The 16,359-nt window shown below is 65.3% G+C and carries 18 protein-coding genes and 1 tRNA gene; 16 read left to right on the top strand and 3 right to left on the bottom strand.

What is annotated here, in order from left to right:
• Positions 1 to 44: 44 nt before the first annotated feature.
• From GSH16_RS07875 to GSH16_RS07835, 9 genes are all read left to right on the top strand, one after another.
• Complete coding sequence (locus GSH16_RS07875) at positions 45 to 401, top strand: lipase chaperone (protein ID WP_160853773.1); 357 nt, start codon at positions 45 to 47, stop codon at positions 399 to 401.
• Between the two features lie 100 nt (positions 402 to 501).
• Entirely contained in the window at positions 502 to 1,734 is a 1,233-nt protein-coding gene (locus GSH16_RS07870; protein WP_160853771.1) for an LL-diaminopimelate aminotransferase, read from the top strand.
• Positions 1,731 to 2,069 carry a hypothetical protein gene (locus tag GSH16_RS07865; protein WP_160853769.1) on the top strand — a complete coding sequence of 113 codons (339 nt, stop codon included), beginning with the start codon at positions 1,731 to 1,733 and terminating at the stop codon, positions 2,067 to 2,069. Before GSH16_RS07870 ends, GSH16_RS07865 begins: the two co-directional genes overlap by 4 nt.
• A gap of 89 nt (positions 2,070 to 2,158) precedes the next feature.
• Positions 2,159 to 3,445, top strand: a complete 1,287-nt coding sequence (locus tag GSH16_RS07860) for a homoserine dehydrogenase (protein ID WP_160853767.1) — start codon at positions 2,159 to 2,161, stop codon at positions 3,443 to 3,445.
• Positions 3,446 to 3,498: 53 nt separating this feature from the next.
• Positions 3,499 to 4,464: a class II fructose-bisphosphatase gene (glpX, locus tag GSH16_RS07855; protein ID WP_160853765.1), complete on the top strand. Its 966-nt coding sequence runs from the start codon at positions 3,499 to 3,501 to the stop codon at positions 4,462 to 4,464.
• Between the two features lie 109 nt (positions 4,465 to 4,573).
• Positions 4,574 to 4,792, top strand: coding sequence for a hypothetical protein (locus GSH16_RS07850; RefSeq protein WP_160853763.1), 219 nt, complete (start codon positions 4,574 to 4,576; stop codon positions 4,790 to 4,792).
• Positions 4,789 to 6,540: a single-stranded-DNA-specific exonuclease RecJ gene (gene recJ / locus GSH16_RS07845; RefSeq protein ID WP_160853761.1), complete on the top strand. Its 1,752-nt coding sequence runs from the start codon at positions 4,789 to 4,791 to the stop codon at positions 6,538 to 6,540. The genes GSH16_RS07850 and recJ overlap by 4 nt, the downstream gene beginning before the upstream one ends.
• Before the next feature lie 76 nt (positions 6,541 to 6,616).
• Positions 6,617 to 6,692 (top strand) — tRNA-Glu (locus tag GSH16_RS07840).
• Positions 6,693 to 6,937: 245 nt separating this feature from the next.
• Positions 6,938 to 8,440 (top strand): HoxN/HupN/NixA family nickel/cobalt transporter, encoded by a 1,503-nt coding sequence (locus tag GSH16_RS07835; RefSeq protein ID WP_160853759.1) that lies wholly within the window; start codon positions 6,938 to 6,940, stop codon positions 8,438 to 8,440.
• A gap of 39 nt (positions 8,441 to 8,479) precedes the next feature.
• Here GSH16_RS07835 and hppD read toward each other — a convergent pair whose 3' ends face one another.
• A complete protein-coding gene (gene hppD, locus GSH16_RS07830) occupies positions 8,480 to 9,589 on the bottom strand; it encodes a 4-hydroxyphenylpyruvate dioxygenase (RefSeq protein WP_160853757.1) in 1,110 nt (369 codons plus the stop codon).
• A gap of 149 nt (positions 9,590 to 9,738) precedes the next feature.
• On the opposite strand from hppD, the gene GSH16_RS07825 reads away from it, so the two are divergent.
• From GSH16_RS07825 to GSH16_RS07810, 4 genes are all read left to right on the top strand, one after another.
• A complete protein-coding gene (locus tag GSH16_RS07825) occupies positions 9,739 to 10,197 on the top strand; it encodes an Lrp/AsnC family transcriptional regulator (RefSeq protein WP_160853755.1) in 459 nt (152 codons plus the stop codon).
• Positions 10,198 to 10,305: 108 nt separating this feature from the next.
• Positions 10,306 to 11,031: a sulfotransferase family 2 domain-containing protein gene (locus GSH16_RS07820; RefSeq protein WP_160853753.1), complete on the top strand. Its 726-nt coding sequence runs from the start codon at positions 10,306 to 10,308 to the stop codon at positions 11,029 to 11,031.
• Positions 11,012 to 12,394, top strand: a complete 1,383-nt coding sequence (gene rimO / locus GSH16_RS07815; protein WP_160853751.1) for a 30S ribosomal protein S12 methylthiotransferase RimO — start codon at positions 11,012 to 11,014, stop codon at positions 12,392 to 12,394. Before GSH16_RS07820 ends, rimO begins: the two co-directional genes overlap by 20 nt.
• 69 nt (positions 12,395 to 12,463) lie before the next feature.
• Complete coding sequence (locus GSH16_RS07810) at positions 12,464 to 12,700, top strand: hypothetical protein (protein WP_160853749.1); 237 nt, start codon at positions 12,464 to 12,466, stop codon at positions 12,698 to 12,700.
• A 6-nt stretch (positions 12,701 to 12,706) separates the two neighbouring features.
• Here the strand turns inward: GSH16_RS07810 and GSH16_RS07805 are convergent, their stop codons facing one another.
• Both GSH16_RS07805 and GSH16_RS07800 read right to left on the bottom strand, forming a co-directional pair.
• Positions 12,707 to 12,982 (bottom strand): hypothetical protein, encoded by a 276-nt coding sequence (locus GSH16_RS07805; protein ID WP_160853747.1) that lies wholly within the window; start codon positions 12,980 to 12,982, stop codon positions 12,707 to 12,709.
• The gene (locus GSH16_RS07800; RefSeq protein ID WP_160853745.1) at positions 12,982 to 13,422 is read right to left on the bottom strand and encodes a DCC1-like thiol-disulfide oxidoreductase family protein; all 441 of its coding nucleotides are present in this window, start codon (positions 13,420 to 13,422) and stop codon (positions 12,982 to 12,984) included. The genes GSH16_RS07805 and GSH16_RS07800 overlap by 1 nt, the downstream gene beginning before the upstream one ends.
• Before the next feature lie 110 nt (positions 13,423 to 13,532).
• On the opposite strand from GSH16_RS07800, the gene GSH16_RS07795 reads away from it, so the two are divergent.
• The 3 genes from GSH16_RS07795 (at position 13,533) to GSH16_RS07785 (ending at position 16,356) form a co-directional block, all read left to right on the top strand.
• Positions 13,533 to 14,891, top strand: a complete 1,359-nt coding sequence (locus GSH16_RS07795; protein WP_160853743.1) for an HTTM domain-containing protein — start codon at positions 13,533 to 13,535, stop codon at positions 14,889 to 14,891.
• Between the two features lie 41 nt (positions 14,892 to 14,932).
• Positions 14,933 to 15,568: a ParA family protein gene (locus GSH16_RS07790; protein WP_160853741.1), complete on the top strand. Its 636-nt coding sequence runs from the start codon at positions 14,933 to 14,935 to the stop codon at positions 15,566 to 15,568.
• 92 nt (positions 15,569 to 15,660) lie between these two features.
• Positions 15,661 to 16,356: a CoA transferase subunit A gene (locus GSH16_RS07785; RefSeq protein ID WP_160853739.1), complete on the top strand. Its 696-nt coding sequence runs from the start codon at positions 15,661 to 15,663 to the stop codon at positions 16,354 to 16,356.
• The last annotated feature ends 3 nt before the right edge of the window (positions 16,357 to 16,359 follow it).

Genomic DNA, 16,359 nt, shown 5'->3' with positions numbered 1-16,359 from the left:
CCGCATTTCCCAAGCCCTCAATGACCCCTCCGGCAAGAGGCCGCATGACGCGCCAGTTCCCGTTCCCCGCCCGCCACAGGACAGCCACCCGCCGTGTGGTCCGGCGCGGCTGCGGCATGGCGCTGTGCCTCTGCCTCGGGGCGTGCAGCATCGGGGCGGAACTGCCCAACTACGATTCGAGCCGTCCGGTCGCCGCCGGCACACCGTCGGTCTGGCCGGTGCTGGAACCGCGCGGCATTTTCACCGCACCCGCCACCGGCACCGAAGAGGAGCGGCAGGCGGCAGAGGCGGCGCTTGCGGCCCGGGCCGCAATTCTACAGCAGCGCGCGGCCATCCTGTCGGACCAGAGCCTCAGCGACGAAGAGAAAGCCGCCCGTCTGGCCGCCCTGCCCCTGCCCTGAGCCTTTGGCCAATTTGCCGCGCGGACCGGTCGTCCAAGACCTCTGTTTTTTCAGCGCACCCTTGCTATAAGGCAGCAAAGAGGGAAACGGGGCCGCACGCATGGCTGAAGAAGAATTCTACAGGATCAAACGCCTGCCACCTTATGTCTTTGCCGAGGTGAACCGGCTGAAGGCCGAATATCGCGCCGCCGGCATGGACATCATCGATTTCGGCATGGGCAATCCGGACATGGATACGCCGCCGCATATCGTTGAAAAGCTGGTGGAGACAGTGCGCAAGCCGCGCACGCACCGCTATTCCTCATCCAAGGGCATTCCGGGACTGCGCCGCGCACAGGCGGGCTATTACAAGCGCCGGTTCGACGTCGATCTCGACCCGGAGACGGAGGTGATCGCGACGCTGGGCTCGAAGGAAGGGCTTGCCAACCTAGCCATGGCGATCACCGCGCCGGGCGACGTGATGCTGGTGCCCAACCCGTCCTATCCGATCCATCCCTACGGGTTCATGATCGCGGGCGGCACGCTGCGCCACCTGCCCGCGCTCCATGAGGGGCGCTTCGACCCCGAGGAATATATGCGCGGGCTCGACCGCGCGATGGCCCATTCGGTCCCGAAACCGGTGGCCGTCGTCGTGTCCTTCCCCTCGAACCCGACGGCACAGGTCTGCGATCTCGATTTCTACCGCGAGCTTATTGCCTTCGCGAAGAAGCATCACCTCTGGGTCCTGTCCGACCTTGCCTATGCGGAAATCTATTTCGACGACAATCCGCCGCCCTCGATCCTGCAGGTCGACGGCGCCAAGGATATCGCGGTCGAATTCACCTCGCTTTCGAAAACCTATTCCATGCCGGGCTGGCGGATGGGTTTTGCCGTGGGCAACAGGCGGCTGATCGGGGCGCTGACCCGGATCAAATCCTATCTCGATTACGGTGCCTTCACGCCGGTGCAGGTGGCGGCGGCTGCAGCGCTCAACGGGCCGGACGACTGTATCGCGGAGATCCGCAACACCTACCGTGCGCGGCGCGACACGCTCGTGGATGCGATGGGCCGCGCGGGCTGGGACATCCCCGCCCCGCCCGCGACCATGTTCGCATGGGCGCCGATCCCCAAACGGTTCGACAATGTCGGCTCGATGGCCTTCTCCAAGATCCTGCTCAAAGAGGCCGGTGTGGCCGTCAGCCCCGGCGTCGGCTTCGGCGAATATGGCGAGGGGTTCGTGCGGCTCGGTCTGGTGGAGAACGAACAGCGCATCCGGCAGGCGGCGCGCGGCGTCCGCAAGGTGCTCGACAATGCCGACAGCCTGCTCGCCGAATTTGATCCGGAGGCCGCATGACCGATCTGACTCCGGACTGGGATTTCGAACTGCAACAGGCGCAGACCGCCGCCACCTTGCACCAGCTTCGCAGCGAAGCCGATTTCCCGCAGGATGCGCGCGTCACGCTCGATCTGACATTCGTCCCGGGCGCCGGAGCCGATCTGGAGGCCGCCACCCGCGCGCTCGGCATGTTCGGCTATGCGGCGACCCCATCCGAGGATGGCGGGTTTTCCGTCGCGGTGGAGGATGTCGCGCTCGCCGTTGACGAGATCTGGCTGCATGAGGAACGCACGAGCCGCATAGCGCTCGCGCGCGGCTTCACGCCGGACGGCTGGGGCTTCTGGGAGCCCTGATCAAAGCCCTCCGGCGGCGCGGCGGTTGCAGCGCCCGCGCTGATCCCCTAAGCAACATCGAGACCAATTCAGATCGGGACAGGACAACCATGACATCACCGCTTCGCTTGGGCCTTGCCGGGCTCGGAACCGTCGGCACGGGGATCGTCCGCATTGTCCAGACCCACGCTGCGCTCCTGGAAGCGCGCGCCGGTCGCCCGGTCGAGATCACGGCGATTTCCGCGCGCTCGCGGTCCAAGGATCGCGGAGTCGACCTGTCCGGCTACGCTTGGGAAGACGATCCGGTCGCGGTGGCGCGGCGGGACGATGTGGATGTTCTGATCGAGGTGATCGGCGGCGAGGATGGCCCGGCCAAGGCCGCCACCGAAGCGGCTCTGGCCGCGGGCAAACATGTGGTCACCGCCAACAAGGCCATGCTGGCCATGCACGGGCAGGCGCTGGCCGAACTGGCCGATGCCAAGGGGCTGGCGCTGCGCTACGAGGCCGCGGTTGCGGGCGGCATTCCGATCGTGAAGGCCCTGACCGAAGGGCTCGCTGCCAACGCGATCCACCGCGTCATGGGCGTGATGAACGGGACCTGCAACTACATCCTGACGGAAATGGAATCGACCGGCGCGGACTATGCCGATGTGCTCGCCGATGCGCAGGCGCTCGGCTATGCCGAAGCCGACCCGAGCGTCGATGTGGGCGGGATCGATGCCGCGCACAAGCTGGCGCTCCTGTCTGCCGCGGCTTTCGGCACCCGGGTCGATTTCGGCGCGGTGGCGATCGAGGGGATCGACCATATCAGCCTGACCGACATCGAACATGCGCGGGACATGGGCTACCGGATCAAGCTCCTTGGGGTGGCCACCCATCGCGACGGGCGGCTGGAACAGCGGATGCAGCCCTGCCTCGTCCCCGAAGCTTCGCCGCTGGGGCAACTGGAAGGCGTGACCAACATGGTCGTGGTCGAGGGCGATTTCGTCGGCCAGACCGTCTATCAGGGTCCGGGTGCCGGCGAAGGACCGACCGCCAGCGCGATCATGGGCGACGTGGTCGACATTGCCCGCGGACTTGTCATTCCGGTCTTCGGCCGTCCGGCCGCCAGCCTCGTGGCCCCTGTCGAGGGCGGCTCTGGTCCGGCATCGGCCTTCTATTTGCGCTTTTCGCTCCACGACAAGCCGGGCGCGCTCGCCAGTGTCGCGCAGGCCCTTGGCGCGCAGGGCATCTCGATCAACCGGATGCGCCAGTATGACCATCAGGCCGACGAGGCGCCGGTGCTCATCGTGACCCATGAAACCGACCGCGCGGCGCTTGATGCGGCGCTCGAACAGATTGCCGCCCTGCCCGTCAACCGGTCGCAGCCAGTGGCGATCCGTATCGAAAACGTTTGATCTTCCGCGCTAGGCTGCGGAAGGCAACAGAACAGGGACAAGGAAACCGACCGATGCAGGATGACACGATCTTCTCCGACCGGATGCTCTCGCTTGGGCTCGCGCGGGTCTCCGAAGCCGCGGCCATCGCTTCGGCGCGGCTGATCGGCTCGGGCGATGAAAAGGCTGCCGACCAGGCCGCCGTTGACGCGATGCGCCGCCAGCTCAACATGCTCGACATTTCCGGCGTGGTCGTGATCGGTGAGGGCGAGCGCGACGAGGCCCCGATGCTTTACATCGGCGAGGAGGTCGGCACCGGCAACGGACCGGGCGTGGACATTGCCCTCGACCCGCTGGAAGGCACGACGTTGACCGCCAAGGACATGCCCAATGCGCTGGCCGTCATTGCCATGGGCCCGCGCGGCTCGATGCTACATGCGCCCGACGTCTATATGGACAAGCTCGCCATCGGACCGGGCTACGAGGAAGGGCTCGTCACGCTCGACATGAGCCCGACGGAGCGGATCGAGACGCTCGCCCGCGCCAAGGGCTGCGACCCGAGCGACCTGATGGTCTGCGTTCTGGAACGCCCCCGCCATCAGGCACTGGTTGAGGAAATCCGGGCCACCGGCGCCCGTATCCGGCTGATCACCGATGGCGACGTGGCGGGCGTCATCCATTGCGCCGAGACCCGCAAGACCGGCGTCGACATGTATATGGGGTCGGGCGGCGCGCCTGAAGGCGTGCTGGCGGCCGCGGCAATGAAATGCATGGGCGGCCAGATCCAGGGCCGCCTGACCTTCCGCAACGACGATGAACGCGCCCGCGCCGCCAAGGCCGGCATCACCGACCTCGACCGGATCTATACCCGCGACGAGATGGTGACCCAGCATGTGATCTTCGCGGCCACCGGCGTCACCGACGGGTCGATCGTGACCGGCGCGAAACGCGACGGCGATTTTCTGGAAACCGAAACGATCCTGATGCGCTCCAAGACCGGCTCCGTGCGGCGGCTCTACTATCGCCAGAACAACAACTGACCCGCCACAGCCGGACATCGTGACGGATCGCAGCCACAGGACGGCCCCCCCGCAGAAGCGCACCACGCAAGCCACGGCGGCGCGCCCGGACGGCGCGCACGCGCCGCGGATGCACCGCGGCAGGGCCGCGATCGTGCCGGTTCTTGCCATGCTGGTGATGCTCGGCATCGGGCTGGCGCTCGCCGCACGGCTGGCCGGTGACGGCATGAGCGCCGCGCTGGTTTTCGCGATCCTCTGGGTGCTGGGGGCCGGTGTGCTCTTCCTGCGCGCGGTCCTGCGGATGATCCGCGTCACCGGCTCGGATCACGATGGGCAGGACGGATCATGACGGCCTATCTCGGTGTGGAACAGTCGCTGACCGGGCGGCGCTGGGTCGGTCCGACGGATCAGGAGGACCGGCTGGCCCAGAGCCTGCGGCAGCAGCACGACCTGCCCGACATGCTGGCGCGGGTGCTGGCACGGCTCGACGTGCCGGCGACCGAAGTGCCTGCTTTCCTCGACCCCAAGCTTCGAACGGAAATGCCCGATCCGAGCCGGTTGCGCGACATGGATGCCGCGACCGAGCGGCTGGTGGCGGCGCTCAAGGGCCGCGAACGGGTGGCCGTGTTCGGCGACTATGACGTGGACGGCGGCGCCTCGTCGGCGCTGCTTCTCCGCTGGCTGCGCCATTTCGGCCTGACACCGACGCTTTATGTGCCCGACCGGATCGACGAGGGCTATGGCCCGAACGAGCCCGCGATGGCGGCGCTCGGCGCGGATCACGACCTGATCATCTGCGTCGATTGCGGCACGCTGTCGATCGCACCGGTGGCGGCTGCGCGGGCGGCCGGTGCGGATGTCATCATCCTCGACCATCATCTGGGCGGCGAACATCTGCCCGACGCCTGCGCCGTGGTGAACCCGAACCGGCAGGACGCGGATGGCGAACTGGACTATCTCTGCGCGGCGGGCGTGGTGTTCCTGCTCCTCGTCTCGGCCAACCGCGCGCTCAGAGCCGCCGGCACGGACGGGCCGGACCTGCTGGGCCTGCTCGATCTTGTCGCGTTGGCCACCGTGGCCGATGTCGCGCCGCTGCGCGGCCTCAACCGGGTGTTCGTGCGGCAGGGGTTGAAGGTGATGGCCGGAAGGGGGCGTCCGGGCCTCGTGGCACTGGCCGATCTCGCGAAGATGAACAGCGCGCCCGCGGCCTATCATCTGGGCTTCCTGCTCGGCCCGCGGATCAACGCAGGCGGACGGATCGGCAAGGCTGACCTCGGCGCCCGCCTTCTGGCCACGGACGATCTGCACGAGGCGCAGGCTCTGGCCGAAGAACTGGACCGGCTCAACCGCGAACGGCGCGACATAGAGGCGGCCGTGCTCGACGCCGCGCTCATGCAGGCTGAAGACCGCGGCACGTCCGGACCGCTTGTCTGGGCGGCCGGAGAGGGCTGGCATCCCGGCGTTGTCGGGATCGTGGCGGCGCGCCTGAAGGAAGCCACCAACCGCCCTGCCGTGGTCATCGGACTGGACGGCGACGAGGGCAAGGGATCGGGCCGTTCGATCTCCGGCGTGGATCTTGGCAGCGCCATAGCCGCCTGCGCGCGCGAGGGCGTGCTCCTGAAAGGCGGTGGCCACAAGATGGCGGCCGGGCTGACCGTGGCACGCGACCAACTGGAGCCGGCGATGGACCGGCTTGGCGCGCTTTTGGCGCGGCAGGGCGCGGACCGCGCTGGCCCGCAGGATCTGCGGCTCGACGGGCTGCTGGCGGCCCGCGCGGCAACGCCGGAACTGGTCGAGGCGCTCGACACGGCAGGCCCTTTCGGCGCAGGCGCCCCTGCCCCGCGCGTCGCCCTGTCGGACATGCGGATCCGCTTCACGCGGGAGGTGGGTGACGGGCACTTGCAGGTGACCTTTTCCGATGCCGAGGGCGGCCGGATCGACGCCATCGCCTTCCGCGCCATGCAGGGTGATCTGGGCCCCGCACTGGTGGCCCATGGCGGTGGCGTCTTTCATGTCGCGGGCCGGATCGAGATCGACACATGGCAGGGTCGCCGCAAGGTGAAGCTGCGTCTTGAGGATGCCGCAGCGGCAGGCTGAAAAAAGTTCGCAATCGGGCGAAAAGCCTCTTGCACCCGGTCGCCGCTGCCAGTAAATCACGCCTCACAGAGACGGAGCGCCCTTCGTCTAGTGGTCTAGGACGCCGCCCTTTCACGGCGGAAACACGGGTTCGAGTCCCGTAGGGCGTACCATCTGAAACAAGGCACCCTCCGGGGTGCCTTTTTTCGTTTTGCGCCGGTCTACACAGAAAAAATTGTGATCTGTCGCGGATGATGCGCACCCGGTTTGCGGTCGCCAAGTGGCGGACAAGCTGGCACAGTGGCGCGACGCACGGCGTTGGGCGGACAGGCGCCGGCGAACGACATCCAACCCGGCCAGCGCTTGACGACGGGCCGTGATGCTGCAGTTTGGTCCCATGAGCAGAAGGAGCAACAGGATGCGTCTAGCAGGTTTCTGGAAAATCTGGGCTTCGGTCGCGGCTGCCGTGCTGACGACCGTCCTCTTCTGCTACGCCTCTGCCGTTGCGGCGTCGGACCGGACGCTCGTGTCCTGGGACGTGCTCGCGCCGGTCGAGGCTGGCGCAATGTCAACCGCCGCCGACGGCGCCACGGCAAACACTGTTGCCGCCGGACTGGTCGGCACGGACATCCTGATCGACGGCTATGTGCTGCCGCTTGCCTGGGAGCATGGGCGGGTGGTCGACTTCCTGCTGGTGCCATGGGTCGGGGCCTGCATCCACACGCCGGCCCCGCCGCCGAACCAGATGATCACCGTCACCTATCCGGGCGGGATCGACCTTGCCAAACCCTATGAGCCGGCGCGCATCGCCGGCACGTTGCGCCATGAACCGGCCGAACAGATGCTCTTCCATGTGGATGGCAGCCGGCCGGTCGAGACGTCCTATGTGCTGGAAGATGCGGTCCTTGCGGGCACGCCCGGTCGGGTTTTCGCACGTTCAGCAAGCGATGTGCCGTTCGTGACCCGCGCGCAGATCTGGGTGAATTCGCTCTTCACTGACAGCATGACGGCACTCGGGCAAGGCGGCTCGACCCGCGCCCTTCTCTTCGCGCTCCTCCTGTCCTTCGGCTATGGCGCGTTCCACACGCTTGGCCCCGGCCACGGCAAGACGGTGGTCATCTCCTATTTTGTCGGCACCGGCGGCAGCCTGCGCCGTGGCGTGACCATGGGTGTGCGGATCGCGGTGTTCCATGTCTTCTCCGCCATCGCGATCGTGTTCCTGTTCGACTTCACGGTGCGGCAGACGACCGGCGGCGCGCCGTCGGACTTCCGGGCTGTCCGGCTTGCAAGCTACGGGTTGATCATCGCAATCGGCTCGGTGATGCTCTGGCAGGCGCTGGCCGCCATCCGCGCCTATCGCTCCAGCCGGCGCAACGCCGCTGCGTCAGGCACCGTTGCGCACGACCACGACCATACGCATGTGTCAGACGCGCATCACCATGATCATGACCATCATGCGCATGACCACCATGAGCACGGCCACACCCACGGGCCCGAGCATCATCACGACCACACGCATGCCCATTCCGGCTGTGCCGCCTGCGCCGCTGCAGCCGCCCCCAAGGGCGGCGGCTGGCTGGCCGCTTCGGTCGGAATCGTGCCCTGTACCGGCGCGCTGATCATCATGCTGTTCGGGCTGGCCAATGACCTGATCTGGCCCGCCATCGTGATGGTGGTGGCGATTTCAGCCGGTATGGCCGTGGCCATGTCGGCCATCGGCATCGCCGCGATCTGGAGCCGGAACTGGGTCGAGGGCCGCATCGGCAGCAGCGACGGCCAGCGCGAGCGGTTTGCCCTTGGCGCCCGTCTGGCCGGGGCTGCCTGCGTGCTGGCAATCGGGCTGACGCTCTTCGGCCTGACGCTGACCTTCCAGCCGGTGCCCGTCGTGCCGACCGCCGAACTTGCGATGCGGACGCAATAGCGCGCCCGCGCCCCGCAGGGCGCAGGCCAACCGAGCGCATCAGGCCGCGTCGTCGCTCAAGACGCCGCGGGCGATCTGGTCGGCTTCGATGCTCTCGAAGAGCGCCTTGAAATTGCCTTCGCCGAACCCGTCATCACCCTTGCGCTGGATGAATTCGAAGAAGATCGGCCCGATCACGGTCTTGGAGAAGATCTGCAAGAGGATGCGGGTCTCGCCGCCATCCACGACCCCTTCCCCGTCGATCAGGATGCCGTGTTTCTGCATCTGGTCGATCGGTTCCTCATGGCCGGTGACGCGCTCGTGCGACATGGCATAGTAGGTCTCGGGCGGCTTCGGCATGAATTTCAGCCCGCGTTCGGCAATCTCGTCGGTGGCGCCGTAAATATCTTCGGTTCCGACCGCGATATGCTGGATGCCCTCGCCCTTGTAGCGGCGCAGATATTCCTCGATCTGGCTTTTCTCGTCCGCGCTCTCGTTGATCGGGATGCGGATCCGGCCGCAAGGCGAGGTGAGCGCGCGGCTGAAAAGTCCGGTCAGCTTGCCTTCGATATCGAAGAACCGGATCTGGCGGAAATTGAAGATCCTGGCATAGAAATCGAACCAGGTGTCCATGTTGCCGCGGCGGACATTGTGCGTCAGATGGTCGAGATAGTAGAAGCCGACCCCGCGCGGTTTCGGGTCATGGTCGCCGAGCCAGTCATATTCCGCATCATAGGCCGAGCCACGCTCGCCATAAGTATCGACAAAATAGATCAGGCTGCCGCCGATGCCCTGGATCGCGGGCACGTCGAGCACCTTGTCATCGCCCAGATAAGGCTCCGCGCCTTTCGCAACCGCATGGTCGAACGCGTGCTGCGCGTCGACGACCCGCCAGGCCATCGAAGGCGCGCAGGGGCCGTGTTCCGCCACGAAGCGCATCCCGAAGCTGCCCGGCTCGGCATTGACCACATAGGTGATGTCGCCCTGCCGCCACAGCGTGATGTTCTTCGTGCGATGGCGGGCCACGGGGGCATATCCCATGCGGGTGAAGAGCGTTTCCAGTTCTTCAGGGTTTTCATGCGCGAATTCGACAAACTCGAACCCGTCCGTGCCGGCGGGGTTGGCGTCGGTGATCTCGGCGCGCGGGGCGTCATGCGGGAAGGGTCCCATGTTTCTCTCCTTCGGAAATCCAGTTGGGCGCGAGTGTATCGCGGACGCCATGCGGGCAGGCCGCATTCTGTCGCCTAATCGGCTGGATTGGTGCGCATATCACGCATCGAGGAATTGCAATGCGCGGAAATATTGCAGACACTGAGAAAATGACACTCGATTCCATCGACCGGCGCTTGCTGCGTGCTTTGCAACGCGACGCACGCCTGACCGCTCAGGATCTGGGCCAGATCCTCAATCTTTCGCCAAGCCAGGCGGGGCGCCGGCGCCAGCGGCTGGAGGAAAGCGGCCTGATCGACAGTTACCGCGCGAGCCTCGATCCAGTACGGCTGGGGCTTGGCGTACAGGCCTTCATCCAGGTGTCCATGGCGGCCCATACGGCCGCCAATGCCGCTGATTTCGTGGCCATGACGCGGCGGCGCGACGATATTGTTGCGGTCTGGACCCTGACCGGAGAGGCCGACTACCTTCTGCGGGTTTATTGCCGCGATCTCGCCGGACTGAACGATCTTGTGCAGTCGGTGCTCCTGCCGCATCCGGCCGTGGCGCGGGTCCAGAGCCAGATCGTCATGGAACGGGTCAAACCCGACGCGCCGCTGCCCCTCTGACAATTGGCGACCTCACTGCGACCTCACGCCACTTTGATTGAACCACCTGTATTTGCTTCACGTTTATCCGGAAATGCTTCACCGCCATTCATACGGTTGGACCCCCGGATGCTCATTTCGCACAAGTACAAGCTGATCTTCCTGCGCACCGAGAAGACCGCCAGCACATCCCTGTCGGCAGCGATGCGCGACGCGCTCGGCGAGGACGCGATCATCGCCCGCACCTATCGCGACAAGACCCGCCGGTTCCGCAAGCTGGGCGAAGGCTCGCTCAAACGCGCATGGCCGGAGCGGTTCGGCCTGCATCCCCATGCCACGGCCGCGCAAGTGCGCCGCGTCTACGGGCCGGAGATCTTCGACAGCTATTTCAAGTTCGCCGTCGAGCGGAACCCGTGGGAACGCCAGGTCTCGCTCTATTTCCAGCGCCAGCGGCGGCGGAAGCCGGACGATCTCGACTTCGACCGCGACATGCGCAGCTGGATGTTCCGCACGTTCCGCCATGTCCGGCTCGACAACTGGTCCAAATATGCGATCGGCGACCGGATCGTGGCCGACAAGGTGGTGATGTACCACGAACTGGAGGCCGGGCTGCAGGAGGTCTGGGATCGCGTCGGCATCTCCGTGCCGATCCGGATGCAGTTGCTCAATTCGGGCTTCCGGGACCGCGACACGGATTATCGCGATCACTATTCCGACGCCAGCCGCCGGATCGTGAGCGACTGGTACCGGCGCGAGATCGACGCGTTCGGCTTCACATTCGATCCGGCCCTGCCCGCCCTTTCACAGACGCGCGATTCCCTGTATGAGCGCGCGGATGAGCCAGAACCCGCCTGATCTCCGCCCCGATCTTGCCCGCGCCCGCGTCGAGGGTGACGCCGCCGCACGTCCCGACCAGCCGAAGATCGGCATGGTCAGCCTCGGCTGCCCGAAAGCACTGGTCGACAGCGAACGCATCCTGACCCGCCTCCGGGCCGAAGGCTATGCGATCTCGCCCGACTATGGCGATGCTGATTCGGTCATCGTGAACACGTGCGGGTTCCTCGACAGTGCCAAGGCCGAAAGCCTGGAGGCGATCGGCGAGGCGCTGAAGGAAAACGGCAAGGTGATCGTCACCGGCTGCCTCGGCGCGGAAGAGGACTATATCCGCGGCGCGCACCCGTCCGTGCTCGCCGTCACCGGGCCACACCAGTATGAACAAGTGCTCGACGCGGTGCATGCCGCTGTGCCGCCCGCACCCGACCCGTTCGTGGACCTTCTGCCCGCCAGCGGCGTATCGCTGACACCGCGCCATTACAGCTATCTGAAGATTTCGGAAGGCTGCAATCACAAGTGCAAGTTCTGCATCATCCCCGACATGCGCGGGAAACTGCAGTCCCGTCCCGTCCATGCGGTCCTGCGGGAGGCCGAGAAGCTGGTGGATGCGGGCGTGAAGGAACTCCTCGTCATCAGCCAGGACACGTCCGCCTACGGGCTCGACCGCCGCTATGACACGCACCCGTGGAAGGACCGCGAGGTGCGCAGCCACATCACCGACCTGTCGCGCGAACTGGGCCAGCTGGGCGCGTGGGTGCGGCTCCACTATGTCTACCCCTACCCGCATGTGCGCGAGTTGATCCCGCTGATGGCGGACGGCGGCGTTCTGCCCTATCTCGACATTCCCTTCCAGCATGCGCATCCGGACGTGCTGAAGCGCATGGCGCGCCCTGCAGCCGCGTCGCGCACGCTCGACGAGATCGCGGCGTGGCGCGCGGTTTGCCCCGACATCACTCTGCGCTCGACCTTCATCGTGGGCTATCCGGGCGAAACCGAGGCCGAGTTCCAGACCCTGCTCGACTGGCTCGACGAGGCGCAGCTCGATCGCGTCGGCTGTTTCCAGTATGAAAATGTCGCCGGAGCGCGGTCGAACGCCCTGCCCGACCATGTGGCGCCGGACGTGAAACAGGACCGCTGGGAGCGGTTCATGGAAAAGGCGCAGGCCATTTCCGCCGCGAAACTCGATGCCAAGGTCGGCAGCCGGATCGAGGTGATCGTGGACAGTGTCGACGGTGACGGCGCGGTCTGCCGCACCAAGGCCGATGCGCCCGAGATCGACGGCAACCTCTTCATCGACGAGGGGTTCGAAGCCCTGACGCCGGGCGACATCGTCTCCGTGACGGTGGATGAAGCCAGCGAATACGACCTGTGGGGAACACTCTGACGCGCAGCATCATGCGGCGCCCGCGATCGGCTCTTTTCTTCCGCGGCGGCGGGGCATAGCATCGGTGCCATGTTTACAATCGAGCACGAATTCGACGCCACCGTGATCACGCTTGTCGACGAGGGGCCAGCGCCGCTCGAGGATGATGTGACCATCAACAGTTTCGACAATTGCGTCACGATCAACCAGCATAACAGCCAGACCGACCGCACCCATACGGTGACTCTGTCGCTGGCGCAGCTGCGCGACCTGCGCGCGGCGCTGGAACTGCCCGAAGGCACCTACCGGATCAGACGCGAGAAATAGCGCCCGTCAGCCGCGCGGCACGCGGTAGATGGCATTGCCGTCACCGCTGATGACAAGTGTTGCGCCATAGCGGTCCCGCAGGTCCGCAACCCCGTCATAGCCGAGCGGACAGGCCACGAGGTCCGTCCCGGTCCGGCCATACTGGTTGAGGATGAAGCCCGACGTGACCTTCCGGCACGGATCGTCGCTGCCGCGGTAGCCCGTGGGCGACAGGATCGTGGACGGATCGGGTTGCGCGCAGGCCATCAGGCCGAGCGGCAGGGCAAGTAGCAACATCCGCATCATCGCACCTCCGCCGACGCGTCCGCGCCGATTTTCGAGCGCCCGAGCAGCCGCAGGGTCGTGTTCCGGCCGAGCACCAGCGGCGGATAGAGGATGCGCGCCGCGCGTTCCGACCGGAAGGCCACGCGCAGCGCCCGGTTGAAGAGCCCCGACCGCGTCGTCATCATCGCGAGCAGATGCATGCATTCATCGCCGTGATAGATGCGTCCGTCGAGCCGCACGGCCATACCCTCGTCCAGATCATAGCCGGCCGCTTTCAGTTCCTGCACGAGCGGGTCATCGCTGCGCGCGTCGATCAGCCGGACCGGGCCGACCGCGTCGCGCAGACGCACCATCCGCACATAGGCCGAGCAGAAGGGGCATTCACCGTCATAGACGATGTCGATCCCGCCCCGGGCAGCCTGATTTGCAGCGATTTCGGCATCCTTTGCCGCAGCCATGAAAAAATCCTTGCCTGAAAACGCGCTTTCGTTCGACACTTGCCGCAAGTGCGAAAGGAACGCGCGACGCCAAGAGCCCTTGGACAAAAATGTCAGAGCAGATGTCGACAATGTCAAGGTTCCAAGCCCTGCTGTCCAAGCCGGTCAGCATCCAGTCGCTGGCGGCGACCCGCATCGCATTCGGTGCGCTTCTGGTCTGGGAATGCCTGAATGTCCTGGCCTATGACCGGATCGGGCTCTTCTTCGTAGAACCGGATTTCCATTTCACCTATCGCGCCTTCAGCTTCCTGGAGCCGCTGCCGGCGCCATGGATCTACATCCTGTGGTGTCTGATGGGTGTCTCCGCGCTCTTCGTGGCGCTGGGGCTTTTCTACCGCGTCGCGATCGTCTCGATGACCGCGATTTTCGCCTATTTCTTCCTGCTCGACAAAGCCGAGTACCTCAACCACTTCTACATGGTGATCCTCTACGGGATCCTGATGAGCTTCATGCCCGCGAACCGGGCCTATTCGCTGGACGCGAAACTGGGGCTGGTCGACCGGTCGCTCGCCATTTCCTACTGGCCGGTCTTCGTTCTGCGCCTGCAGACCGAAATCATCCTCATCTATTCGGGCATCGTGAAGATCACGAGCGACTGGCTGCAGGGCTATCCGCTGATCTTGTGGCTGCGCAATGCCAAGGATGCGGTGCCTTTCGGATTCCTGTTCGACCATGACTGGATCATCGTTCTGACCTGCTGGCTGGTGGTGATCCTCCATTCCTTCGGCGCCCCGCTCCTCTATTTCCGAAGCACGCGGCTCTGGATCTTCCTGATCTACTGTGTCTTCCACATGACGAACGCCGCCGTCTTCCCGATCGGGATCTTCCCGTGGCTGACGATCGCCGTCACGCTCATCTTCTTCGACCCGAACTGGCCGGGCCAGCTCTATCGCTGGTGGCACAGCCGCTATCACGACCTGCCGCCGCTGCCGGATCTGAGCGCGGCTTATGTCGCGCCGGTCAAAAAGCCAGCCATTGCGATCATGATCGTCTGGTTCGCGGTGCAACTGGCCCTGCCCGTGCGCGCCTATTTCTTCCCCAACGATCCGGGCTGGACGGGCGACGGGCACCGGTTCTCCTGGCGGATGCGGATCTTCAACCGGCACGGCAAGGGGCATTACGTGGTGCGCGATGCGGCCTCGGGTGAAAGCTGGATGGTGCAGCCGGAGGACTATCTGTCGAACCGGCAGCTGCACAGAGTCTTCACCCGTCCCGACATGGTGCGCCAGTTCGCGCTGCACCTCGAAGAGCTTTGGGCGGAGAAAGGCCATGACGACGTGGAAGTCTACGCCGTCATGCAGATGGCCTTCAACGGCCGGCCCTATCAGGAATTCATCGACCCCGAAGTCGATCTGACCGAAGCCGAATACAATCTCTTTGCGCCCGACCCTTGGGTGCGGGAACTGACCACCCCCCTCAAGCCGCAATAGGCCGCCCGCGCCGCCACGACCCACCTAAGGAGCCTTCGTGAATGGGACATGTGATCACCCTCGCCCAGCAGAAAGGCGGCGCCGGCAAGACCACCGTCGCGAGCCATCTGGCGCAGGCCTGGCTCAATGCGAAGAAGGATGTGGCGATCATCGATCTGGACCCGCAACGCTCGCTCACCCGCTGGGCCGAACAGCGGGCCGAGGAGAAAGGGCTGACGCTTCTGGAATCGCGCGACTGGCGGGCGGGGCTCGACATTCGCGACGCGCGCAAGGCGCATGACATCATCCTTGTCGACTGCCCGGGCAATGCCGACCTCCTGCTGCACACGGCCATACGGGAAAGCGATCTTGTCCTGTCGCCCTGCCAGCCGACGGCACTCGATATCTGGGCCACGCAGACGATCATCGAGACCTGCCGGAAGGAAGGCACGCCGCACCGGGTGCTTCTCAACCGTGTGCCGCCGCGCGGCAAGGCGACAGACCTGACCATCGCCAAGCTGAAAGACGCCGGGGCCGACATCCTGAAATCGCGGCTGGGCAACCGGGTGGCCTTCGCGGCGGGCATTTTCGACGGTCTGACCGCGTTCAACCTGTCGCGCACGTCAACCGCAACGGACGAAACGGTGGCGCTCCGCAAGGAACTCGACCGGCTCCTGAAGGCACTCGACGCAGCATGAGGTCCGTATTTCCACCTATTGATTTCGCACCTGCAACAAGTGGATAAAGACGGCAAGCGGCGCGCCCGACGCGCCCCGTTCCGGAGGAGTACATGAAGAAAGTCTACCCGACCGCGCAAGCCGCGCTCGAAGGCGTGCTGTTCGACGGCATGTATATCGCAGCCGGGGGCTTCGGCCTTTGCGGCATTCCCGAAAACCTGATCTCCGCGATCCGCGATGCCGGCACCAAGGATCTGACCGTTGCGTCCAACAATGCCGGTGTCGATGATTTCGGCCTTGGCCTCCTCCTGCAGACGCGCCAGGTGAAAAAGATGATCTCCTCCTATGTCGGGGAAAATGCCGAATTCATGCGGCAGTATCTGTCGGGCGAACTGGAGCTCGAATTCAACCCGCAGGGCACTCTGGCGGAGCGGATGCGCGCCGGCGGCGCCGGTATTCCGGGCTTCTACACCAAGACCGGTGTCGGAACGGTGATCGCCGAAGGCAAAGAGCACAAGGATTTCAACGGCGAGACCTATATCCTCGAAGAGGGAATTTTCGCCGACCTGTCGATCGTGAAAGCCTGGAAAGGCGACACGCAGGGCAACCTGATCTACCGGAAGACAGCGCGGAATTTCAATCCGAACGCCGCGACCTGCGGCAAGGTCTGCATCGCCGAGGTGGAGGAGATCGTGCCGGTCGGCAGCCTTGACCCCGACCAGATCCACACGCCGGGCATTTTCGTCGATCGCATCATTCAGGGCGATCACGAGAAACGCATCGAACAACGCACGATCCGGGAGGGCTGAGCC

This window comes from Oceanomicrobium pacificus (genome assembly GCF_009833495.1).
GTDB classification, from domain to species: domain Bacteria; phylum Pseudomonadota; class Alphaproteobacteria; order Rhodobacterales; family Rhodobacteraceae; genus Oceanomicrobium; species Oceanomicrobium pacificus.
The sequence above is the reverse complement of the archived record's forward strand: the minus strand, read 5'-3'. Positions and strand labels throughout refer to the sequence as shown.